We start from the raw sequence: 22,110 nt of genomic DNA, 5'->3' as shown, positions 1-22,110 counted from the left end.
AAGCCCGCGCTACGTCAAAAGTAGCAACGGGCCTTGCGCCGAAAACGGAAATCAGAGTTCGGACTTGTTCTTGAGCACCTGACGCCCACGGTAGAAACCGTTGGGGCTGATGTGGTGGCGCAGATGGGTCTCGCCCGTGGTGGGCTCAACGGCGATGCCCGGCACGCTCAGGGCGTTGTGCGAGCGGTGCATGCCACGCTTGGAAGGGGACTTTTTGTTTTGCTGAACGGCCATGATGGCTCCTGATCTGGAACAGGGTTGGTAAAAATGCGGTCAGCCGATCTGTTCCTCATCGGGTTCCTGATGCAGCCGGACATCCGCAAAGCGCGCGAAATCCACAGTTTCAAGGCCACTGCGCACAAGCGCCAGCGACCTCGTCCGCTTGCATTCCATGGTCAAAAGCCAAGGGCAATTCGCGCGAAGCCCGCCATTATAGCCGCGCAGCTTTGTTTTTCATCACTTTTGCATTTTCCGTCACTTTTCGCCGTGGTCTTTGCGCAAACCCGCCAGCGCGGCAAAAGGATGGGGCTTGTCGGCACCCGCGGCGTCGAAGTCCGGGTCGGTGCTGACCATGGGCACGACCTCCGGGCAGTGATCGTGCAGCGGCACAAGCGGCAGCGCGAGGATCAGCTCGTCCTCGATCAGGGCACGCAGGTCGAAACGGTGACTCAGCACCAGCAGGTCTTCCTCGCAGCCCTCGTCGAGCGCGTCGGCCGTGGCCTCGTCGGCGACGAAGCGAAATGCGCGCTCCACGACCAGCGGCACATCGACGGGCGCGAGGCAGCGCTGGCACTGCAGGGGCACCGTGGCGTGCACGCGCAGCTGCAGCCAGACCTGCGCCACACCGCCCGGCGCCTTGCGCACGCTGCCTTCGGCCTGCCAGTCCACGAACAAATCGGCACGTGGCGCTTGCGTATCCAGCACGAGTCGCTCATATTTCAGGAGTTGATCGCGCCCCGCAAGTTGCCCGCCGGCCTGTGCAAAGGCCCATACGTCCAGGTGATCGGCAGAGAACGCCTTGCCGGCTTCCTTGTCCATTGGCTTGCGCATTGGCTTTTCCATCGCGGCAGTGTAAGAGAATCGCGCCCCATGCCCATCCCCCTTGCCACAGAACGCCCATTGGTTTTGGGCTCCACCTCGCGCTACCGGCGCGAATTGCTCGCGCGGCTGCGCGTGCCCTTCACCGTATCCGCCCCCGAAGTCGATGAAACGCCGCTGCCTGATGAGGCGCCGCGCGCGCTGGCGCTGCGCCTGGCACTCGCCAAGGCGCAGGCCGTGGCCGCACAACACCCGCAGGCGCTGGTCATAGGCTCGGACCAGGTCGCCGACCTGGCCGGGCAGCCGCTGGGCAAGCCCGGCACGCACGAGCGCGCCGTGGCGCAGCTGCGCCAGATGCGCGGGCGCACGGTGCTGTTCCAGACCGCCGTGGCCGTGGTCTGCGCCGCGACGGGCTTTGCGCAGACCGAACTCGCGACCGTGGAGGTGCGCTTTCGCATGCTTTCGGACGATGAAATCGAGCGCTACCTGCGCGCCGAGCAGCCCTACGACTGTGCGGGCAGCGCCAAGAGCGAAGGCCTGGGCATCGCGCTGCTCGACGCCATCGTGAGCGACGACCCCACGGCGCTCGTGGGCCTGCCGCTGATCCACACCTGCCGCCTGCTGCGCGCCGCCGGGCTCACGCTGCCATGAGCGCCCCCAGCAGCCGCGCGCCCACCTCTGGCACCCCTGCCGGCTCTCCAGCTTTTGCGCGCGCAGCGTCGGGCACGCTGTACCTCGTGCCCGCGCCGCTCGACTTCGGCTGCGCGCGCCAGGTGCCGCTCGACAGCGTGCTGCCCGCAGGCACGCTGCAGGTGGCCGCGCGCCTCACGCACTGGGTGTGCGAAAACGCCAAGAGCACGCGCGCCTACCTTGCGCGCGTCGCTGCGCTCCACCCCTTGGCGGCGCCGCTGCAGCAGCAGCACATCACCGAGCTGCCGCGCGCCGTGCACAAAAAAGGCGACCACGGCGCCCAGGGCATGGCCGCCTTCGATGCGCGCGCGCTGCTCGCGCCTGCCCTCGCCGGGCACGACATGGGCCTGGTCAGCGAAGCCGGCATGCCCGCCGTGGCCGACCCCGGCAGTTCGGTGGTGCGCGCCGCGCATGCGCTGGGCGTGCCGGTGTGCCCGCTGGTGGGCCCCGTCTCGCTCCTGCTCGCGCTCGCGGCCAGCGGCCTGAACGGGCAGAACTTCGCCTTCACGGGCTACCTGCCGCAGGACGCGAGCGCGCGCGCCCAGCGCATCCGCGCCCTCGAAGCCACGGCCTTGCAAAGCGGGCAGACCCAGCTTTTCATCGAAACGCCGTACCGCAACGCCGCGCTCTGGCAGGCGCTCTTGCAAACCCTGCAGCCGCGCACGCGCGTGGCGCTCGCAAGCGGGCTGACACTGCCCGAGGCGCGCATCGCCTGCAAAACCGTGGCCGAGTGGCGCCGCGACCCGAGCCCACCCGAGCCGCGCACCCCCACGGTTTTTGGCATCGGCGCCTGAGCTCGCAAGCGTGCGTGCGCGCTGCAACGCCCCTTTTGCTACGCTTTACCACACCCGACTCCTTCATCCCTTCACGAGGAAATTCCCATGCCCGACGTCCTCTTCGAAGCCGCCGCACCGATCGCCACGATCACGCTGCATCGCCCCGACAAACGCAACGCCGTGCACCGACCGATGGCGCAGGCCTTGCGCGCGGCGTGCGAGCGTTTCGAGGCAGACGACGACTTGCGCGTGGCCGTGCTGCATGGAGCAGGCGGGCATTTTTGCGCCGGCGCCGATCTGGCCGCGATGGGCGACGCGCAGCTGCGCAACGAGGTCACGCCCGACGGCAGCGGCAGCGGGCCCATGGGGCCGTCGCGCATGGCGTTGCGCAAACCGCTGATCGCGGCGATCAACGGCTACGCAGTGGCTGGCGGGCTCGAACTCGCGCTGCTGGCCGACCTCCGCGTGGCCGACGAGGACGCGACGCTGGGCGTGTTCTGCCGGCGCTGGGGCGTGCCGCTGATCGACGGCGGCACGGTGCGCCTGCCGCGCATCGTGGGCATGGGGCGCGCGCTCGACCTGATCCTCACGGGGCGCGCCGTGTCGGCGCAAGAGGCCCTGGCGATGGGGCTGGTCAACCGCGTCACACCCGTGGGCGGGGCACTGGCCGCGGCGCAGGAGCTCGCGCGGCAGATCGCCGCGTTTCCGCAGCAGTGCATGCTGATCGATCGCGCCTCTGCGTATGCGCAGTGGAGCCTGCCGCTTGAGGAGGCGCTGCGCGCCGAGGGCGTGCGCGGTGCGCCCGTGGTTTTGGCCGAAGGCGTGGCCGGCGCTGCGCGTTTTGCTGCGGGCTCTGGCCGCCACGGCAGATTTTGAAGTCGTCGGGCTTTTTTCGACGCGGGAACCTTGGCTCCGAGGTCTATCGATCCGGGGATGCAACTACCGCTTCCTCGAGCGCGTCGATGAAGCGCCGCGCCACGTCGTAGCCGGTCTGGGCGTGGATTTCCTGGAAGCAGGTCGGACTGGTGACGTTGATCTCGGTAATGCAGTCACCGATCACGTCCACGCCCACCAGCAGCAGGCCGCGGGCATGGAGGATGGGGGCGAGCGTGCGCGCGATGTCCCAATCGCGCTCGGACAGCGGCTGGGCCACGCCCTTGCCGCCCGCCGCGAGGTTGCCGCGCACCTCGCTGCCCTGCGGGATGCGCGCAAGGCAATAGGGCACGGGCTCGCCGCCGATGAGCAGCACGCGCTTGTCGCCCTGCACGATTTCGGGCAGAAACTTTTGCACCATCACGGTCTGCGCGCCGTGGCGGTTCAGCGTTTCGGTGATGCTGCCCAGGTTCAGGCCGTCGGGGCCGACGCGGAAAATGCCCATTCCGCCCATGCCGTCGAGCGGCTTGAGGATGATGTCCTGGTGCTCGGCGTGGAAGGCGCGGATTGCCTGCGCGTCGCGCGTGACCAGCGTGGGCGCGCTGAACTGCGCAAACTCCATGATCGCGAGCTTTTCGGGGTGGTCGCGCAGCGCGCGGGGCTTGTTGAAGACGCGCGCGCCTTCGCGCTCGGCCTGTTCGAGCAGGTGCGTGGCGTAGAAGTATTCGCTGTCGAAAGGCGGGTCCTTGCGCATGAGCACGGCGTCGAAGTCGGCCAGCGCGGCCTGGCGCAGCGGCCCGGCCGTGTACCAGTCGTCGGTGCGGCCTGTGAGCTCGACGTCGCGCACCTGCGCGTGCACGCGCCCGCCGCTGCGCCACGCAAGATGGCTGGGCTCGCACACGGCCAGCGTGTGGCCGCGGCGCTGCGCCTCGCGCATCATCGCGAACGTGGTGTCTTTGGTGATCTTGAAGGTTTCAAGCGGGTCGGCGATGAACAGCAGTTGCATGGTGAGAAGGAAAAAGGGAATGAATCGAAGGTCAGAAGGTCAGCCGCGTGCCGCACGGCCGCTTCGCAAGCCTTGCACGAGCAGCGCGAGGCTGCCCGCGGTCACGCCCCAGAAGGCCGAGCCCACGCCGGCCAGGGCCACGCCGCTCAAGGTGACGAGGAAAGTGATGAGTGCGGCCTCGCGGTGCGCCTCTTCGCGCAGCGCCACGACCAGGCCATTGCCAATGGTGCCCAGCAGCGCCAGGCCCGCAATCGCCGCGACCAGCTCTTTCGGGAAGGCCATGAGCAGGCTCGTGATGATGGCACCGAACAGGCCGACGAGGACGTAAAACAAGCCGCACGCGACGGCGGCGGTGTAGCGCTTGGCGCGGTCTTCATGCGCCTCGGGGCCCATGCAGATCGCGGCGGTGATGGCGCTCAGGTTGAGCGCGTGCGCGCCGAACGGCGCGAGCACCACGGTGGCAAGGCCCGTGAGCGTGATGAGGCGCGAGACCTGGATTTTGTAGCCCGTCGCACGGATCACAGCCACGCCGGGCAGGTTCTGCGAAGCCATGGTGACGATGAACAGCGGCACCGCGAGGCTGATGGCGGCCGCAAGGCTGAACACGGGCGCGGTGAACACCGGGCGCGCGAGCTCCAGGTGCACGCTGGCCCAGGCCAGCTCGCCGCGCAGCAGCACCCAGGCAACGCCCACCGCCAGCGTCACGACCACCGCGTAGCGCGGCACGAAGCGGCGCGCGAGCAGGTAGCCGCCGAGCATCAAGAGCACCAGCGGCAGCGCCGTCTGTGCCGCGGTGAAGGCCTGCAGGCCGAAGCGCGCAAGCACGCCTGCGAGCAGCGCCGAGGCGATTTCCATGGGAATGCGGTTCATCACGCGCTCGAACCAGCCGGTCGCGCCCGCGAGCGTCATGAGCGCGGCGCAGACCAGAAACGCGCCCACGGCGTGCGCCATGTCGAAGCCGCCCTCGAGGCCTGCCGTGGCGATCACGGCGAGCCCCGGCGTGGACCAGGCCACCATCACCGGCATGCGCACGAGCAGCGAGGGCAGCAAGGTGCACAGCCCCGCGCCCAGACCCAGCGCCCAGACCCACGAGGTGATTTGCGCCGGCGTGGCGTGCAGCGCCTGCGCGGCCTGGAAGATGATGGCCACCGAACTCGTGAACCCCACGAGCATGGCCACGAAGCCAGCGGTCACGGCCGAGAGGCTGAGGTCTTTGAAAAACTGCATGGCCGCGATTCTGGCATTGGCGCCGCGGGCGTGCATGGCAGGGGCATCCGGGCGCACCGCAGCACGTGCCGAGCGCTTGCCCAGCACGTTTAGAGCGCCGCTCAGCGCCCGCGAAAGCTACGTTATTTGTAGCATCTTACGCTTGATAGTTCTGAGCAAAAAGCCTAAAAGACTTGGAATCAAATCTCGATCTTGGAGCCGAGTTCGACGACGGCGTTGTTCGGCAGGTGCAGAAAATCGGCCGCACCACTGGCGTTGTGGTGCATCTGGGCAAAGAGTTTTTCGCGCCAGGAAGCCATGCCAGCACCCATGGTGGGAATGATGATGTCACGCGAAAGGAAGTAACTGGTGTTCATGGGGTCGACATCGCAGCCGTGCCCGCGCAGCTGTGCGAGCGCGCTGGGCAGGTCCGGGTCATTCTTGAATCCGTAGTGCACGATCACCTGCCAGCAGTCGTGGCCCAGCGGCTCGACTTCCAGGCGCTTGTCCAGGCCTATCCATGGCACCTCGTGGTTGCGCACGGTGACGAACAGGTTCTGCCGGTGCAGTACCTTGTTGTGTTTGAGATTGTGCAAAAGCGCGTTGGGCACGATGCCGGGCTCTGCCGTGAGGAACACAGCCGTACCATCGACCCGCGTCGGCGGGCTCAGGAACACCGAATCGAGAAAGTCCTGCAGTTTGAGCGCATCCTGGCGCAAACTGGCGTTGAGCAAGGCCCGCCCTTCTTTCCAGGTGGACATGATCACGTACAGCACGGCCGCCATGGCCAGCGGGAACCACCCCCCCTGCACGATCTTGAGCGAATTCGAAGCAAAAAACAGCAGGTCCATGACCAGGAAAAAACCCGTCGCCGCAATGCACAGCAGCAGGGGATAGCCCCAGCCGTAGCGAAGCACGAAAAAAGTCATGAGGGTCGTGATCACCATCACCAGGCTGACAGAAATACCATACGCCGCCGCCAGCGCCGTGGACGAGCCAAAAAATGTCACCGCCATGACTACGCCCGCAAGCAAGGCCCAGTTGACCGCCGGGATGTAGATTTGCCCCGTGTCGTGAATGGAGGTGTGCAAAATGGACAGACGCGGCAGAAAACCGAGCTGAATGGTCTGCTTGGTCGCGGAAAACGCCCCCGATATCAAAGCCTGGGAGGCGATCACCGTGGCAGCCGTGGCCAGCGCCACCAAAGGCAGCTGGGCCCAGTCGGGCGCCAGCATGAAAAACGGATTGGCGACGGTCTCGGGCTCTGCCAGTACCAGCGCACCCTGGCCAAAATAGTTCAACACCAGGCAGGGCATGACCAGCCCGAACCAGGCGATGCGGATAGGCTCCTTGCCGAAATGCCCCATGTCGGCGTACAAGGCTTCGGCACCGGTCAGACACAGAAAGACCGCCCCCAGCGTGATGAAGGCCAGCCCCGGGTGCGCCATGGCAAAGCGCAAGGCATGCCAGGGGAACACGGCCGCCAAGACAGAAGGATTGCCGGCCACCTGCACCGCGCCCAGCACACCAATGCCGAGAAACCACAACACCATCACCGGGCCAAAGAATTTGCCGATGTCCCCGGTGCCGCGCCGCTGGAACACGAACAGCAGGAACAGCACCACGAGCGACAAGGGGACGACCACGCGCTTGGCCGCCGGCGTCACCACCTCGAGCCCCTCGACGGCAGAGAGCACGGAAATCGCGGGCGTGATCACGCCGTCGCCAAAAAACAGCGCCACACCGAAAACGCCGACCACGAGCAGGACGCTGCGCAGACGCGGGTTGTCGTGGATGGACAGCGAAGCCAGCGCGAGCAAGGCCATGAGTCCGCCTTCGCCATGGTTGTCCGCGCGCATGATGAGCGCCACATATTTGAGCGAGACGATCAATGTCAGCGCCCAGAAGAACATGGAAAGCACGCCCAGGATGTTGTCGTGCGTGAGCGGCACATGACCGCTGACGAACACCTCCTTGAAGGCATAGAGCACGCTCGTGCCAATGTCGCCATAAACGACGCCGAGGGCACCCAAGGTAAGCGCCGTGAGGGAAGATTTCGAGCTTTGCACAGATAAATCCCCGCGGCCGCAGGCTCAGCAGGGTTTCGTTACATCGAAGACACTGATTGTGCCCTCAGCCCCGGCGTGCGGCATGGTCTGAGCGGCCCTGTTGCACTGCGGCAACTTTCCCCGGCAGGCCATGCGGCGTCCTCCTGGGCCTTCAGTCGTACACCTCGGCGTTCGGGTCGGTGGCTTCGAGCTCGTAGCTCGCCGCGAGCATGGCCAGGCGCGCGACCACGCCGTACATGTAAAAGCGATTCGGCGCGCTGGTGCCCGGGCGCACGCCGGGCTGGGGCATCTGCGTGCCGTGCGTGAACGCCAGCGGCACGAAGCTCGCGCCCGGCGCGTTGAGGTTTTCGTTCGTGCCGCGCTCGGGGTGCACGCGGTAAACGCCGCCGATCACGTAGCGGTCCATCGTGTAGACCACGGGCTCGGCCGCGGACTCGTGCACGCGCTCCTGCGTGGGCACGCCCTCCTGGATCAGCACGGCCTGCACGGGCATGCCGTCCTTGGTGACGGCCATCTTGCTGCGCGCCTTGCGGTTCAGCGCTTCGAGCTCCTTGGCGTCGTGCACGGGCATCGCTCCCATGCTGTAGGCGCCCTGATCGGCCTTGAGGATCACGAAAGGCTTTTCGTGGATGCCGTATTCCTTGTATTTGCGCCGCACCTTGGTGAGTAGCGCATCGACTTCGGTCTGCAGGCGCTCCATCCCCGCCCCCTGGACAAAGTCCACGTCTTCGCAGGGCGCGGAAATTGGGTGGATCAGCCAGGGGTCTATGCCCAACATCTTGCCAAAGCGTTTGCCCACTTCCTCGTAGCACCTGAAATGCTTGCTCTTGCACCGCACCGTCGCGCCTGCATGCAGCGGCGGCAGCAGGTATTGCCCGTACAGGTCTTCGAGGATGCCGGGCGTACCCGTGGCCAGCTCGTTGTTGAGCAAGATGGTGCAGGGGTCGAAGTGCTTGAGCCCGAGCCGCCCACCCGTGCGCATCACGGGCTCGAGCACCACGGTGTCGCCATTGGGCAGCTCGATGCGCGTGGCCTTTTTGACGCCGGGGTCGATAGAGCCCACGCGCACGTTCAGCCCCGCGCGCTGGAAGATGCGCTGCAACTGCACCAGGTTGGCAAGGTAAGACAGGTTGCGCGTGTGGTTTTCGGGAATGATGAGCAGATTGCGCGCCTCGGGGCAGATCTTTTCGATGGCGGCGATCGCTGCCTGCACGGCCAGCGGCAGCATGTCTTCCGAGAGAAAATTCCACCCGCGCGGAAACAGGTTGGTGTTCACGGGCGCGAGCTTGAAGCCAGCGTTGCGCAAATGGGCCGAGGTGTAAAACGGCGGCGTGTGCTCCATCCACTCGAGGCGAAACCAGCGCTCTATGGCCGGCATGGCGTCGAGCATGCGTTGCTCGAGTTCGTTGATAGGCCCCGTGAGGGCCGTGATGAGGTGCGGGACCATGGATGCTCTTCGTCAGTCGGGACGCCGGGCATTGTAGGGGTCGCGCCTGCGCTCTGGCCCAGGGTACGAGTCCACAAGGTGACCCGCTTGGGGATTCATGGTATTCAGCGCACCATAGGGACCGGCGAGGAGGCCAAACGCCCTGGTTCCTCAGCCCACGTCTGGACCGCACCGCGAAGGCTGATGGGTTGGCGTAGGAACGGCATCATTTATTGTGGATACAATAAAATCAATGCCCCTGACCTATGACCCAACCAAGAGTGAGCGTAACGAGCGGGAGCGCGGCATGCCTTTTGGGCTTGCCGCTGACTTTGACTGGAGCAGTGCACTGATTGTTGAGGATACAAGACAGGCGTATCCAGAGCGGCGCTACCAGGCGCTGGGCTTCATAGGCGAGCACTTGTGCATGTTGGTGTTCACGCCGCGAGACGGGGCGGTTCACGTAATCAGCCTGCGCAGAGCCAACCAACGCGAAAGGACACGTTATGCCGCGCAAACCTAACCCAGAACGAATTGATGCTGACGCACCAGAAGCCACGGAAGAATGGTTCGCTCAGGCTCGGCCTGCTGCGGATGTGCTGGCCGAGATCATGGGTGTCACTGTGGCAAAGGAGATGCTCAAACCCAAGCGCGGGCGCCCCTCTTCCGCCAAACCCAAAGAGCATGTGAACATCCGACTGGACGCTGACGTACTTGGAGCGTTCAAAGAAGGGGGTGCTGGCTGGCAAACTCGCATCAACCGTGCACTGCGTGATTGGCTGAAAACTCACCCTGACACAGGCAAGGCCTGACGCCGAAGTGAACCCATATCGGGGGCTAGCAGCCTGTCGGACTTAAGCAGCCCAGCTGGGATAATCTGGGCATTGTCACCCAACCCTACCGACAGATGAGCCGCTTCCAAAGTGTTGACCGCCAGACTGGGTACCTGCTGCCACCCTCGCTGGATGAATGGCTCCCGCAAGACCACCTGGCCAGATTCATCGTCGAAGTGGTCGACCGCCTGGATGTGAGCGCGCTGGAAAAGGCTTATGCCGGGCGAGGCAGTGCAGCCTATCACCCCTGCATGCTGCTGTCCCTGCTGGTCTATGGTTATGCCACCGGCGTGTTTTCGAGCCGCAAGATTGAGCGAGCCACCTATGACTCGGTGGCGTTTCGTTTCATTGCGGCTGGCGCCCACCCAGACCACGACACCCTGGCGAACTTTCGCCGGCGCTTTCTTGGCGAGTTGGCGGGCCTCTTCGTGCAAGTGCTGGAGCTGGCGCAAGAGATGAAACTGCTCAATCTGGGCACGATCAGCCTGGACGGCACCAAGATCAAAGCCAACGCCTCGCGCCACAGCGCCCTATCCCTGGGGCACATTGAACAGCTGGAAATCCAACTCAGGGCAGAAGTCGACTCGCTGCTGCAAATGGCCGAGCAAGCCGATCAATCTGCGCTCCCCGATGGCATGGGCCTGCCAGAGGAAATCGCCCGACGCCAGGATCGGCGCGAGGCCATGGAAGCGGCAAAAGCCAAGATCCAAGAGCGCGCCAAGAAGCGCTTGGACAAAGAACAGACCGAATACCAAGCCAAGCTGGCGCAGCGTGAACAAAAGGCCAAGGAAACCGGCAAGAAACCCCGGGGCAAACTGCCCAAGGCACCCCGTGCTGAGCCCCAGGCCCAAGACCAGATCAACCTCACCGATGAGCAATCGCGCATCATGCCGGTGGCCGGCGGCGGATTCGAGCAAGCCTACAACGCCCAGGCTGGCGTCGATGCCGCCAGCATGCTCATCGTCGCACCCAGCGTCACGCAGGCCTGCAACGACAAAGAGCAAGTACAGCCCATGCTCGAGCGCATCGCAGCGCTGGCGCCAGTGCTCGGTCAGGCCAAGCAACTGCTGGCCGATACGGGCTACTACAGCGCCAAGAACGTGCAAGCCTGCCAAGCGAAAAACATCGACCCCTTCATTGCCGTCAAACGGGACGAACACCACCCAACGCCGCTGGCGCGTTTTACCGAGCCCGCAGCCCTGCCCGAGGACGCAACGCCCGCGCAGGTGATGGCGCACAAGCTCAAGACAAAAGCAGGTCGGGCGCTGTACGCGCTGCGCAAGCAAACCGTTGAGCCGGTGTTTGGCATCATCAAGTCGGTGCTGGGCTTTCGCCAGTTCTCACTGCGCGGTTTGGAGCAAGTCGCGGGTGAGTGGACGCTGGTTTGCCTGGCGTGGAATTTGAAGCGCCTGGCCGTATTGCGTCTTGCGTAGGGGAAAACAGGGGGAAAAGTGCGTTTTTCGCTCAAAAACAGCAATTTCAGCCAATTTCAGCTCGAATTCGCCCCGTTCGTCGGCTCAAGTCCGACAGGCTGCTAGAAGCTAGCTTAAAAGTAGTATCACCGCACGAAAGTACCGCATGGCCCATCCTTTCGACAGCAACAACAAAGAGCTTTCCCGCCTCTGGGCGCAATGGCAGCCGCCGCAGTGGTCGCCTTTGATCAATGGCAAGAACGGCAAAGCCGGCAAGGCGTTGCCGCAGGTGGAACTGGAGGCGTTCGACCCCGCGGCCGAGCCGTTTTCGCTGGGCGAAAAAGCGCAGGACAAGGCCGTGGTCGAGTCCTTGGCCGTGGAGCTCGACGTGCTGCAGGACCTTTTCTATGCCGACCGGCGCTTCAAGCTGCTTGTGGTGCTGCAGGGCACCGATGCGGCGGGCAAGGACGGCACCATACGCACCGTGTTCGGCCGCATGAGCGCGCTGGGCGTGCACGCCGTCGGCTGGCAGGCGCCCACGGGCGCCGAGTGCCAGCATGACTACCTCTGGCGCATCCACCAGCGCGTGCCGGGGGCCGGCGAGTTCACGGTGTTCAACCGCAGCCACTATGAAGACGTGCTGGTGCCCGTGGTCAGCGGCGCCATCGACGCCGAGCAGCACCGCCAGCGGCTTTTGCACATCAACGACTTCGAGCGCATGCTGAGCGAAACCGGCACCGTGGTGCTCAAGTTCATGCTGCACATCAGCGCCGAGGAGCAGCGCCGGCGCCTGCAGGAGCGCATCGACGACCCGACCAAGCGCTGGAAGTTCAAGATGGACGACGTGAACGCGCGCAAGCACTGGGCCGATTACCAGCAAGCCTACGCGCAATTGCTCGCCGCCACGCACACGCCCTGGGCGCCCTGGACCATCGTGCCGGCCGACTCCAAGACGCACCGCAACCTCATGGTCGCTACCGTGCTGCGCGAGGTGCTGCGCAACCTCGACCTGCAGTACCCGCCCGACGACCCGGCGCTCGCGCATTTCAAGGTGAAATGACCCGTCTTTGGCACGGCCCGCATACCCCCAGAAGTATCTACGGGCAAGCAACTTGCGCTAAGCTTTTGCAAGCGCGAAATCCAGTGCCCGTTCTTCGGATAGTTTCAACCTTGAGGAGAAAACCATGGCCAAAGCCACCAGCAAAACCCAGGCACCCTCCATCCAGATCGGCATCAGCGACAAAGACCGCGCCGCCATTGCAGAAGGGCTGTCGCGCCTGCTCGCCGACACCTACACCTTGTACCTGACCACGCACAACTTCCACTGGAACGTCACGGGCCCCATGTTCAATACGCTGCACACCATGTTCATGCAGCAATACACCGAACTGTGGAACGCCGTCGATCCGATCGCCGAGCGCATCCGCTCGCTGGGTCATGTGGCGCCCGGCTCCTATGCCGATTTTGGCCGCCTCGCGAGCGTGCCCGACGCGCCGGCCAAGCCGCCCAAGGCGCTTGAGATGGTGCGCATCCTCGTCGAGGGCCATGAGGCCGTGGCGCGCACTGCACGCAGCCTGTTCCCGATTGCCGACAAAGCCGGCGACGAACCCACGGCCGACCTGCTCACGCAGCGCCTCACGGTGCACGAGCAGACGGCGTGGATGCTGCGCTCTTTGCTCGAAGAATAAGAGCGCTTCGGCACAAGCCCGGCAGCCTCGCATGGCCACCGAACCACACGCGGCGACAGGGCAGGAAGTCGAGCTCAAGCTCGCCCTGCCCGGCGGCGACGCGACGCAATGGGCACGCGAACTCGCGCGCGTGCCGGCCCTGGCGCGGCACAAGGCGCAGCGGCGCCAGCTGCTGAGCGTCTATTACGACACGCCCGACCTGCGTTTGTGCGCCCAACGCGCTGCCCTGCGCCTGCGCCACGTGGCCAACGTGGAAGCCAGTGCAGAGGCCGCCGATGCCGCCACCCGCGCTGCCACCGACGCTGCTGCGCCCGAGCGTGGGCAATGGCTGCAGGCGCTCAAGACCGACGGCGGCGAGTCGGCGCTGAGCCAGCGCGGCGAGTGGGAGTGCGCCGTACCCGGCCCGGACCTGGATGTTGCGGCGCTGCAGGCCTTGCCCGCGTGGCAGCCGCTGGACCCGGACGGCAACATCGCCGCGGTGCTGCAGCCCTGCTTTTGCACCACCTGCGAGCGCACCACCTGGACGCTGCGCCGGCGCGGCGGCGCCACCATCGAAGTGGCGCTGGACATAGGGCAGATCGAAGCCGGCGAGCGCACGGCGCCGATCGCCGAAATCGAACTCGAACTGCTGACCGGCGCGCCCTCCGACCTGTTCGATCTGGCGCGGCAGATCGCGGCGCACGTGGCGGTGCTGCCGCTCGCTGCAAGCAAGGCCGAGCGCGGCTTCGCGCTGGCGCGGGGCAAGCTCCACGCGCCGCGGCGCGCGCGTCCGCCCGCGTTGACGCCACGGCAGCCGCTGCCCGTGCTGGCATTCGCCATGCTGTCAGAGATGTGGGGCCAGTTCAGCGCCAACCTGTACGCACTGTGCCAGGCCGACGACCCCGAGTTGGTGCACCAGGTGCGCGTGGGCTGGCGGCGCCTGCGCAGCGCCCAGCGGCTGTTGCGCCCGGCGCTTGCGCAGCCCGATTCGCCGGGGCGTGCGCAGCTCGCCCCCATGTTCGAGCGCCTCGGCGCGTTGCGCGACCTGGACGTGGCCGCTACGCAGGTGCTGCCGGCCTTGCGCGCAGCCTATCTGGCCGACGATGCGGCGAGCGTGCCAGTGGGGGTTGTGGTTGCGGTCGAGGACGTGCCGGCTGCCGCGCCGGGTGGCGCCCCGGACGGCCTGCCAGCAGAATCTGGCGCAGCTTTGCCGCCCGATCTGCAGCGCGCCCAGGATTGGCTGGTGGCCGAGCAAGCCTTCGCGCAGGCGGCGGACCGGGCGCGTGCCGCCTTGCGTGCGGCGTTGCAGCAGCCGCAGACGGGTTTGGCCTTGCTTGACTTGCTGCATTGGCTCCATTCGTTGACCGAGCCCGCGGCCTGGGCGCTGGAGGGCGCCGCCGCGTCCCAAGCGCAGAGCAATGCGCCACGCCGCTGGCTGCGCCGCCGCATCGAGCGGCTCCATGCCAACTGGCAGCGCGCGTGTGCCCAGGCCGAGCACAGTGACCAGGTCGCCGACCTGCACCGTGCGCGCATCCTCGCCAAGCGCCTGCGCTACAACCTCGAGGTGCTGCGCCCTTTGCTGCCGCCGCGCATGCAACGCTGGTGGCAAGATGCCACGCGCCTGCAGCAAGGTGTGGGTGTGCAGCGCGACTTCGTGCAGGCCGCCGTGCTCGCGCAAAGGCTGGCGCAGCAGGGCGCGCTCGAGCGCGGCATCGCCGAATTTCTGCGCGGCGTGGCCGTGGGGCGCGCCATGGAGGCGCAGCAAGGGGCGCAACGGTCGGAGCAGTCCGCGCAGCGGCGGTAACATCACGCCCGGTTCGGCACCTGGCGCTTGCCTGCGCCGCGCCTGCGCCCTTGCGGCGCTGCAGCGGGTTTTTGCGGCGGCGCGGCAATGCGAGCTCGAGGCCACCCCAAGATCGCCATGAACCGCTCCCGAATCGATGCCCATGCCGACGATACCCATGCAACCATCTTCCCCTGAGCCCGTGGCACCGCGCAGCCGCTGGGCGCTGTACCTCGACCTGATCCGCTGGGACCGGCCTGCGGGCTGGCTCGTGCTGCTGTGGCCCACGCTCAGCGGCCTGTGGGTGGCGGCGGGGGGCTTTCCGGGCTGGCACCTGCTGGCAGTGTTCGTGCTCGGCACGGTGCTCATGCGCAGCGCCGGCTGCTGCGTCAACGACGTGGCCGACCGCGCCTTCGACCGCCACGTCAAGCGCACGGCGCAGCGGCCTGTGACCACCGGGGCGGTGTCGGTGCGCGAGGCGCTGCTCGTCGCCGCCGTGCTGGCGCTGCTGGCCTTTGCGCTCGTGCTTACCACCAGCACCGCCGCCGTGCTGTGCTCGGTGCCGGCGCTGCTCGTGACGATTTTTTACCCCTACACCAAGCGCTTTTTCGCGATGCCGCAGGCCGTGCTGGGCGTGGCTTTCAGCTTCGGCATCGTGATGGCCTTTGCCGCCGCGCAAGGGCAGGTGCCGGCCACCGCCTGGCTGCTGTGGTTCGGCAACTTGTTCTGGGTCTTGGCCTACGACACCGAGTACGCCATGGTCGACCGCGACGACGATCTGCGCATAGGCATGAAGACCTCGGCCATCACGCTCGGGCGCTTCGACGTGGCGGCGATCACGGCGTTCTATCTGATTTTTCTGGCCATTTGGGCCTGGGTGCTTGCGCCGTATGCGCTAGGCACTCCGTTTTACGTAGCGCTCGGGCTTGCGCTCGCGCAGGTCGTGTGGCACTGGAGCCTGATCCGCACGCGCAGCCGCGCAGGCTGCTTCAAGGCCTTCCGCGAAAACCACTGGCTGGGCTGCACGCTGTTTGCGGGCATTGTGCTTGGTTACGCCCTCAAGGGCTAATGTTTTGATAGCTGCTTGTGCAGGATGCACCTGCGCAAAACGGCGATTTTGCCCATCAAGCAGCTCAGGCCCCGAATTCATCCCCGAGCTCACGCGCCCGCTCGCGTGCGGCCTCCATGGCGCGCATGAAGTGCTCGGCCACGTGGTTTTGCTCCAGGCACTGCAGCGCCGCGTAGGTCGTGCCGCCCTTGGAAGTGACGCGCTCGCGCAGTACGGCGGGCGGCTCGTCCGAGCGCTGCGCGAGCTGCGCCGCGCCGACGAAGGTGCCCACGGCGAGCTGGTGCGCCTGCGCGGTCGAGAGGCCCATCGATGTGCCCGCACGCACCATGGTTTCGAGGAAATAAAACACATACGCCGGCCCCGAGCCCGAGAGCGCGGTCACGGCGTCGAGCTGCGCTTCGCCCTCCACCCACAGGAATTCGCCCGTAGGCGCCATGATGGTCTCCACGCGCGTGCGTTCGGTCGCGCCCACGGCGGGGCGGGCGTAGAGCGCGCTCATGCCCAGGCCGATGAGCGCTGGCGTGTTGGGCATGCAGCGCACGATGCGCTCGCTGCCCAGCCAGCGCGCGATGCTGTCCGAGCGTATGCCCGCAGCCACGCTCAGGTGCAGCGCCTTGGCGGTATGCGGGCCGGCCTGCGCGGCGGCGTCGCGAAAGGTCTGCGGCTTCACGGCCCAGACCACGGTGTCGGCCTGCGCCAGCGCCGGGCCGGCTTCGGCCAGTGCCGCAATACCATGCACGCGCAGCAAGGCGGCGCGCGCCTCGGCCCAGGGTTCGACGACCAGAATGCGCTCGCGTGCATGCCCCTGGCGCAGCAGGCCGCCGATCAGGGCGCTGGCCATGTTGCCGCCGCCGATGAAGGCGATCAGGGGGGCGTCGTGGGAGGCGGTGGGGCTCAATGGCATGGTGGTCGCTTCAAAAAGTGGTGGGGTGGAGGGAAAAGCTCGGGGCTATTTCTGAGCATCTGAGCCGGTTCTCAGAACACTTGCGCCGACGCCTGCATGGTGAGCCAGCCTTCATGGTCGCTGCTCCACAGGCGCGCGCTGCGGCCGCCGTCGGCGGGCGCGCCGTGCACGCGAAACGGGTGCAGGTCGAAGGTGGGGCGCAGCGCCTTGAACTCGAAGCGCTGCACGCGCGCGGCCGGCAGGTGGCGGCGCAGCAAGTCGAGCAGCAGCGTCGCGAGCAGTGGCCCGTGCACGACCAGACCGGGGTAGCACTCGACTTCGGTCGCGTACTGGCGGTCGTAGTGGATGCGGTGGCCGTTGAAGGTCAGCGCCGAGTAGCGAAACAGCAGCACCGGGTCGGGCGCCAGCGCGCGCTGCCAGGGCGCGTCCTGCGCTGCTTGCGTGGGCGCAGGCGCCGGGTCGCCGGGCTGCGCGGCGGGGCGATACACGATGTCCTGCTCCTCGGTCAGCGCCAGGCCACGCTCGTTGAAAATTTCATGCCGCACGAGCACGAACACTAGGTCGCCGCTGCGGCCCGCTTTGTGCGTGACCGACTCGATGCGTGAGATACGCCGCAACGTGTCGCCCTGCGTGAGCGGGTTGTCGGCCTCCCATTGCAGGCGCCCCCCCGCCCACATGCGCCGCGGCAGCGGCACGGGCGGCAGAAAGCCGCCGCGGCGCGGATGCCCGTCGGGGCCGATGCCGCTTTGGCGCACCTGCGGCAAGAAGTAAAGCCAATGCCACAGCGGCGGCAGCGGGGAGCCCGGCAGCGGGGCTTCGTCGTCGCGGTCGAGCGTGGCCGAAAGCCCGCGCATGGGCGCGGCGGCGATGCTGTCGTGCAAGGTCTCGGTTCGGCCCTGCCAGGCTTGGAGTTGCGCCAGCAACTGAGCGTCGATGCTGCGGTCGGCGTCAGTCACGTGCGCCTCCCATTTTTTCGAGCTGCGCACGCCGGACGCATGGCAACCCCGTGACGGCTGTAGGAAAAGAGCATGCGCCGGCCCAGGGGCGCGCGAAGGCACAAAGCAGAGACATCATGAAGACTCCAAGGGGAAGAGCTGCGGGCCCTATGTTAGCCCCGGTGGCCCCGGGGTAGCCCCGCGCAATGTCTGCAACCCCCAGGAGGGCGCGTTGGCGACCCCGCAGCCGGGTACTACGTGGCCCATCCGTGGCACTTGCCCATCCTGACGCATCCTGTTATATTCACGGGCTTTTCGGAATTTCCGAAGGGTTTCACGTTTTCGTTTTCACGTTCAGGGACGTATTTCATGCCAACCATCAACCAACTCGTGCGTCACGGGCGCGAGGTCGAGCAGACCAAGTCCAAGAGCCCCGCGATGCAAAACTGCCCGCAGCGCCGCGGCGTCTGCACGCGCGTCTATACCACGACGCCCAAAAAGCCCAACTCCGCCTTGCGCAAGGTCGCCAAGGTGCGCCTGACGAACGGCTTCGAGGTCATTTCCTACATCGGCGGCGAAGGCCACAACCTGCAAGAGCACTCGGTGGTGCTGGTGCGCGGCGGTCGTGTCAAGGACTTGCCGGGTGTGCGCTACCACATCGTGCGTGGCTCGCTCGACCTGCAAGGCGTGAAAGACCGCAAGCAGTCGCGCTCCAAGTACGGTGCCAAGAAGCCCAAGGCCAAATAATCCGGCCCGGGGTTTTCATTGTTCCAAGTCATCGGTGCTGTTTCCCGCGTGGCGCGGTGAGGCAGCGTAGTGGCCCGAAATGCAGAGCGTTTTTGCATGGGCCGAGTAAGTGAGAGTCCCAAAATGGCTCTCGCGGTACCTGAAAAGGTGCCAGCTGAAGCAAATCAAGAGGTAAAAAATGCCACGTCGTCGCGAAGTCCCCAAACGTGAAATCCTGCCGGATCCCAAATTCGGCAATGTCGAGCTGTCCAAATTCATGAACGTGATCATGGAAGGTGGCAAAAAGGCGGTCGCCGAGCGCATCATTTATGGTGCCCTGGACCTGATCGAGAAGAAGACCCCGGGCAAAGACCCGCTGGAAATCTTCACGACCGCCATCAACAACGTGAAGCCTATGGTCGAGGTCAAGTCCCGCCGCGTGGGCGGTGCGAACTACCAGGTGCCCGTGGAAGTGCGTCCCGTGCGCCGCCTGGCCCTGTCCATGCGCTGGATCAAGGAGGCCGCGCGCAAGCGTGGCGAGAAATCCATGGCCCAGCGACTGGCCAACGAACTGCTCGAGGCGACCGAAGGTCGCGGCGGTGCCATGAAGAAGCGCGATGAAGTGCACCGCATGGCCGAGGCCAACAAGGCATTCAGCCACTTCCGCTTCTGAGTCCGCGCGTCGTTCGCTCGCCTGTCACGGGCCGCCGGCACCATTGCCTGCGGCCTTGTGTCGATTCAGGTGGCAAGAATTTTTGAACTGCCTGCGCTCGGCGTCTGCTCCCGCTGGAGCATCTGACACGACACAACTGTCACCATCCTCACCGCATTACGATCAACAAGGACCCCAACATGGCCCGCAAGACCCCCATCGAGCGCTACCGCAACATCGGTATTTCTGCGCACATCGACGCTGGCAAAACCACCACCACCGAGCGTATCCTGTACTACACCGGCGTCAACCACAAGATCGGTGAGGTGCACGACGGCGCTGCCACCATGGACTGGATGGAGCAGGAGCAGGAGCGCGGCATCACCATCACATCCGCTGCCACCACCTGTTTCTGGAAGGGTATGGATCTGTCCTACCCGGAGCACCGCTTCAACATCATCGACACCCCCGGCCACGTGGACTTCACCATCGAGGTGGAGCGCTCCATGCGCGTGCTCGACGGCGCCTGCATGGTGTATTGCGCCGTGGGCGGCGTGCAGCCCCAGTCTGAAACCGTGTGGCGCCAGGCCAACAAGTACAAGGTGCCGCGCCTGGCCTTCGTCAACAAGATGGACCGCACGGGCGCCAATTTCTTCAAGGTCTATGACCAGATGAAAGTGCGCCTGAAGGCCAACCCCGTGCCCATCGTGATTCCGATCGGTGCCGAGGACAACTTCAAGGGCGTGGTCGATCTGCTCAAGATGAAGGCCATCATTTGGGATGAGGCCTCGCAGGGCATGAAGTTTGCCTACGAGGACATTCCGGCCGATCTCGCGGACAGTGCCCAGGAATGGCGCGAGAAGATGGTCGAGGCCGCCGCCGAAGCGAACGAAGAGCTGATGAACAAATACCTCGAGGAGGGTGACCTTTCCGAGGACGAGATCAAGAAGGGCCTGCGCCTGCGCACCATCGCCACGGAAATCCAGCCCATGCTGTGCGGCACGGCCTTCAAGAACAAGGGCGTGCAGCGCATGCTCGACGCCGTGATCGACTTCCTGCCCTCGCCGGTGGACATCCCCCCCGTGGCCGGTCTCGACGAGGATGAACAGCCGGCTTCGCGCAAGGCTGACGACAACGAAAAGTTCTCCGCACTGGCGTTCAAGCTCATGACCGACCCCTTCGTCGGGCAGTTGACCTTCGTGCGCGTGTATTCGGGCGTGCTCAGCAAGGGCGACACCGTGTACAACCCCGTCAAGGGCAAAAAGGAGCGCATCGGCCGTATCGTGCAGATGCACGCGAACAATCGTCAAGAAATTGAAGAGATCCGTGCCGGCGACATCGCCGCCTGCGTGGGCTTGAAGGAAGTGACGACGGGTGAAACCCTGTGTGACCCCGATGCCATCATCACGCTGGAACGCATGGTCTTCCCCGAACCTGTGATTTCGCAGGCCGTCGAACCGAAAACCAAGGCCGACCAGGAAAAAATGGGCATTGCCCTGCAGCGGCTGGCGGCGGAAGACCCGTCGTTCCGCGTGCGCACCGACGAAGAGTCTGGCCAGACCATCATTTCGGGCATGGGCGAGTTGCACCTCGAAATTCTTGTCGACCGCATGAAGCGCGAATTCGGCGTCGAGGCAAACGTCGGCAAGCCGCAGGTGGCCTACCGCGAAACCATTCGCAAGACCGTCTCCGACGTGGAAGGCAAGTTCGTGCGCCAGTCGGGCGGCAAGGGCCAGTATGGCCACGTGGTGTTCCGTGTGGAGCCCAACGAGGCCGGCAAGGGTTTCGAGTTCCTCGACGAAATCAAGGGCGGTGTGGTGCCGCGCGAATACATTCCCGCAGTGCAAAAGGGTGTCGAAGAGGCCTTGCAGGCGGGCGTGCTGGCCGGCTATCCAGTCGTTGACACCAAGGTGGCGCTGACCTTTGGTTCGTACCACGACGTGGACTCGTCCGAACAGGCGTTCAAGATGGCCGCCATCTTCGGTTTCAAGGAAGCCTGCCGGCGCGCCACCCCCGTCATCCTCGAGCCCATGATGGCCGTGGAAGTCGAGACGCCCGAAGACTATGCGGGCAACGTCATGGGCGACCTGTCTTCACGGCGCGGCATGGTGCAGGGCATGGACGACATGCCCGGCGGCGGCAAGGTCATCAAGGCCGAAGTACCGCTGTCGGAAATGTTCGGCTACTCGACCACGCTGCGCTCCATGTCGCAAGGCCGTGCCACCTACACGATGGAATTCAAACACTACGCCGAAGCGCCGAAGAACGTCGCCGAAGCCATCGTCGCGGCGAGGGCTAAATAACCCTTAGCGTGCCAGACCAAAATCGCGCAGCGATTTTGCTCTGGCACCTCTAACTAGAAAAGTGTGCCGGACCAAAATCGCGCAGCGAATTTGCTCTGGCACCTCAAGCTAGAAAAGTGTACCGGACCCAATTCGCGCAGCGATTTTGCTCGGGCACCTCTGACCAGGACAGCGTCCCAGACCAAATTCCCCCATCGAATTTGCTCTGGCACCTGCCTCCGGTGAATCCCCCGGTCTGCGATCCAGTGCCGCCCTGTCCCCGTGCGGGGCGATCCAGCAACTGGGTGCAGACCTTAAACCGACACACGGGGTTTGCTCTTTGGAGATTTGAGAAATGGCAAAAGGAAAATTCGAACGCACGAAGCCGCACGTCAACGTGGGCACGATTGGTCACGTGGACCATGGCAAGACCACGCTGACGGCGGCCATCGCCACAGTGCTGTCGGCCAAGTTTGGCGGTGAAGCCAAGAAATACGACGAAATCGACGCAGCGCCCGAAGAAAAGGCACGCGGCATCACCATCAACACCGCGCACGTCGAATACGAAACCGCCAACCGCCACTATGCCCACGTGGACTGCCCCGGCCACGCCGACTATGTGAAAAACATGATCACCGGCGCGGCGCAGATGGACGGTGCGATCCTGGTGTGCTCGGCCGCAGACGGCCCCATGCCCCAGACCCGTGAGCACATCCTGCTGGCCCGCCAGGTTGGCGTGCCCTACATCATCGTCTTCCTCAAC

Annotated in this window: 22 protein-coding genes; 14 read left to right on the top strand and 8 right to left on the bottom strand. The window is 65.4% G+C overall.

Going from position 1 to position 22,110, the window contains the following annotated elements:
- Nucleotides 1-51: 51 nt before the first annotated feature.
- Both rpmF and PYV55_RS04155 read right to left on the bottom strand, forming a co-directional pair.
- On the bottom strand, nt 52-234 hold the full coding sequence (rpmF, locus tag PYV55_RS04160) for a 50S ribosomal protein L32 (protein ID WP_114482959.1): 183 nt from the start codon (nt 232-234) through the stop codon (nt 52-54).
- Nucleotides 235-474: 240 nt separating this feature from the next.
- On the bottom strand, nt 475-1,050 hold the full coding sequence (locus PYV55_RS04155; protein WP_275849445.1) for a YceD family protein: 576 nt from the start codon (nt 1,048-1,050) through the stop codon (nt 475-477).
- A gap of 39 nt (nt 1,051-1,089) precedes the next feature.
- On the opposite strand from PYV55_RS04155, the gene PYV55_RS04150 reads away from it, so the two are divergent.
- The 3 genes from PYV55_RS04150 to PYV55_RS04140 all read left to right on the top strand — a co-directional run bounded on the left by PYV55_RS04150 (nt 1,090) and on the right by PYV55_RS04140 (nt 3,380).
- Nucleotides 1,090-1,689: a Maf family nucleotide pyrophosphatase gene (locus tag PYV55_RS04150; RefSeq protein ID WP_275849444.1), complete on the top strand. Its 600-nt coding sequence runs from the start codon at nt 1,090-1,092 to the stop codon at nt 1,687-1,689.
- A complete protein-coding gene (locus PYV55_RS04145; RefSeq protein WP_275849443.1) occupies nt 1,686-2,522 on the top strand; it encodes an SAM-dependent methyltransferase in 837 nt (278 codons plus the stop codon). The genes PYV55_RS04150 and PYV55_RS04145 overlap by 4 nt, the downstream gene beginning before the upstream one ends.
- An 87-nt stretch (nt 2,523-2,609) precedes the next feature.
- The gene (locus PYV55_RS04140) at nt 2,610-3,380 is read left to right on the top strand and encodes a crotonase/enoyl-CoA hydratase family protein (protein WP_275849442.1); all 771 of its coding nucleotides are present in this window, start codon (nt 2,610-2,612) and stop codon (nt 3,378-3,380) included.
- A 43-nt stretch (nt 3,381-3,423) separates the two neighbouring features.
- On the opposite strand, the gene gshB is transcribed toward PYV55_RS04140, so the two are convergent.
- From gshB to gshA, 4 genes are all read right to left on the bottom strand, one after another.
- Nucleotides 3,424-4,383, bottom strand: a complete 960-nt coding sequence (gshB, locus tag PYV55_RS04135) for a glutathione synthase (RefSeq protein ID WP_275849441.1) — start codon at nt 4,381-4,383, stop codon at nt 3,424-3,426.
- Between the two features lie 39 nt (nt 4,384-4,422).
- On the bottom strand, nt 4,423-5,610 hold the full coding sequence (locus tag PYV55_RS04130) for a benzoate/H(+) symporter BenE family transporter (RefSeq protein ID WP_275849440.1): 1,188 nt from the start codon (nt 5,608-5,610) through the stop codon (nt 4,423-4,425).
- Between the two features lie 179 nt (nt 5,611-5,789).
- Entirely contained in the window at nt 5,790-7,658 is a 1,869-nt protein-coding gene (locus PYV55_RS04125; protein WP_275849439.1) for a potassium transporter Kup, read from the bottom strand.
- Between the two features lie 151 nt (nt 7,659-7,809).
- Complete coding sequence (gene gshA, locus PYV55_RS04120) at nt 7,810-9,105, bottom strand: glutamate--cysteine ligase (protein ID WP_144728992.1); 1,296 nt, start codon at nt 9,103-9,105, stop codon at nt 7,810-7,812.
- Nucleotides 9,106-9,337: 232 nt separating this feature from the next.
- Between gshA and PYV55_RS04115 the strand changes: the two genes are divergently transcribed.
- From PYV55_RS04115 to ubiA, 7 genes are all read left to right on the top strand, one after another.
- Nucleotides 9,338-9,607, top strand: a complete 270-nt coding sequence (locus PYV55_RS04115) for a BrnT family toxin (RefSeq protein ID WP_275849438.1) — start codon at nt 9,338-9,340, stop codon at nt 9,605-9,607.
- Nucleotides 9,591-9,896 carry a BrnA antitoxin family protein gene (locus tag PYV55_RS04110; protein WP_275849437.1) on the top strand — a complete coding sequence of 102 codons (306 nt, stop codon included), beginning with the start codon at nt 9,591-9,593 and terminating at the stop codon, nt 9,894-9,896. Before PYV55_RS04115 ends, PYV55_RS04110 begins: the two co-directional genes overlap by 17 nt.
- A gap of 95 nt (nt 9,897-9,991) precedes the next feature.
- Nucleotides 9,992-11,350 (top strand): IS1182 family transposase, encoded by a 1,359-nt coding sequence (locus tag PYV55_RS04105; RefSeq protein WP_275849436.1) that lies wholly within the window; start codon nt 9,992-9,994, stop codon nt 11,348-11,350.
- Nucleotides 11,351-11,495: 145 nt separating this feature from the next.
- Nucleotides 11,496-12,389 (top strand): PPK2 family polyphosphate kinase, encoded by an 894-nt coding sequence (locus PYV55_RS04100; RefSeq protein ID WP_275849435.1) that lies wholly within the window; start codon nt 11,496-11,498, stop codon nt 12,387-12,389.
- A 124-nt stretch (nt 12,390-12,513) separates the two neighbouring features.
- On the top strand, nt 12,514-13,017 hold the full coding sequence (locus PYV55_RS04095) for a Dps family protein (RefSeq protein WP_275849434.1): 504 nt from the start codon (nt 12,514-12,516) through the stop codon (nt 13,015-13,017).
- Between the two features lie 31 nt (nt 13,018-13,048).
- Nucleotides 13,049-14,800, top strand: a complete 1,752-nt coding sequence (locus tag PYV55_RS04090) for a CYTH and CHAD domain-containing protein (RefSeq protein ID WP_275849433.1) — start codon at nt 13,049-13,051, stop codon at nt 14,798-14,800.
- 157 nt (nt 14,801-14,957) lie between these two features.
- Nucleotides 14,958-15,848, top strand: coding sequence for a 4-hydroxybenzoate octaprenyltransferase (gene ubiA / locus PYV55_RS04085; RefSeq protein WP_275849432.1), 891 nt, complete (start codon nt 14,958-14,960; stop codon nt 15,846-15,848).
- 64 nt (nt 15,849-15,912) lie between these two features.
- On the opposite strand, the gene proC is transcribed toward ubiA, so the two are convergent.
- Together proC and PYV55_RS04075 are read right to left on the bottom strand one after the other, a co-directional pair.
- Nucleotides 15,913-16,752, bottom strand: coding sequence for a pyrroline-5-carboxylate reductase (gene proC, locus PYV55_RS04080; RefSeq protein ID WP_275849431.1), 840 nt, complete (start codon nt 16,750-16,752; stop codon nt 15,913-15,915).
- Nucleotides 16,753-16,823: 71 nt separating this feature from the next.
- Nucleotides 16,824-17,708: an HTD2 family dehydratase gene (locus tag PYV55_RS04075; RefSeq protein WP_275849430.1), complete on the bottom strand. Its 885-nt coding sequence runs from the start codon at nt 17,706-17,708 to the stop codon at nt 16,824-16,826.
- 348 nt (nt 17,709-18,056) lie between these two features.
- On the opposite strand from PYV55_RS04075, the gene rpsL reads away from it, so the two are divergent.
- The 4 genes from rpsL to PYV55_RS04055 all read left to right on the top strand — a co-directional run.
- Nucleotides 18,057-18,434: a 30S ribosomal protein S12 gene (rpsL, locus tag PYV55_RS04070; protein ID WP_144728620.1), complete on the top strand. Its 378-nt coding sequence runs from the start codon at nt 18,057-18,059 to the stop codon at nt 18,432-18,434.
- Between the two features lie 178 nt (nt 18,435-18,612).
- Entirely contained in the window at nt 18,613-19,086 is a 474-nt protein-coding gene (gene rpsG, locus PYV55_RS04065) for a 30S ribosomal protein S7 (RefSeq protein ID WP_144728622.1), read from the top strand.
- Between the two features lie 179 nt (nt 19,087-19,265).
- Nucleotides 19,266-21,368, top strand: a complete 2,103-nt coding sequence (fusA, locus tag PYV55_RS04060) for an elongation factor G (protein ID WP_275849429.1) — start codon at nt 19,266-19,268, stop codon at nt 21,366-21,368.
- Between the two features lie 334 nt (nt 21,369-21,702).
- Nucleotides 21,703-22,110, top strand: a 408-nt coding sequence (locus tag PYV55_RS04055) for a GTP-binding protein (protein ID WP_275849428.1), incomplete at its 3' end; no start/stop codon positions are given.

The organism is Extensimonas soli (assembly GCF_029211265.1).
Lineage (GTDB): Bacteria > Pseudomonadota > Gammaproteobacteria > Burkholderiales > Burkholderiaceae_C > Extensimonas > Extensimonas soli.
The sequence above is the reverse complement of the archived record's forward strand: the minus strand, read 5'-3'. Positions and strand labels throughout refer to the sequence as shown.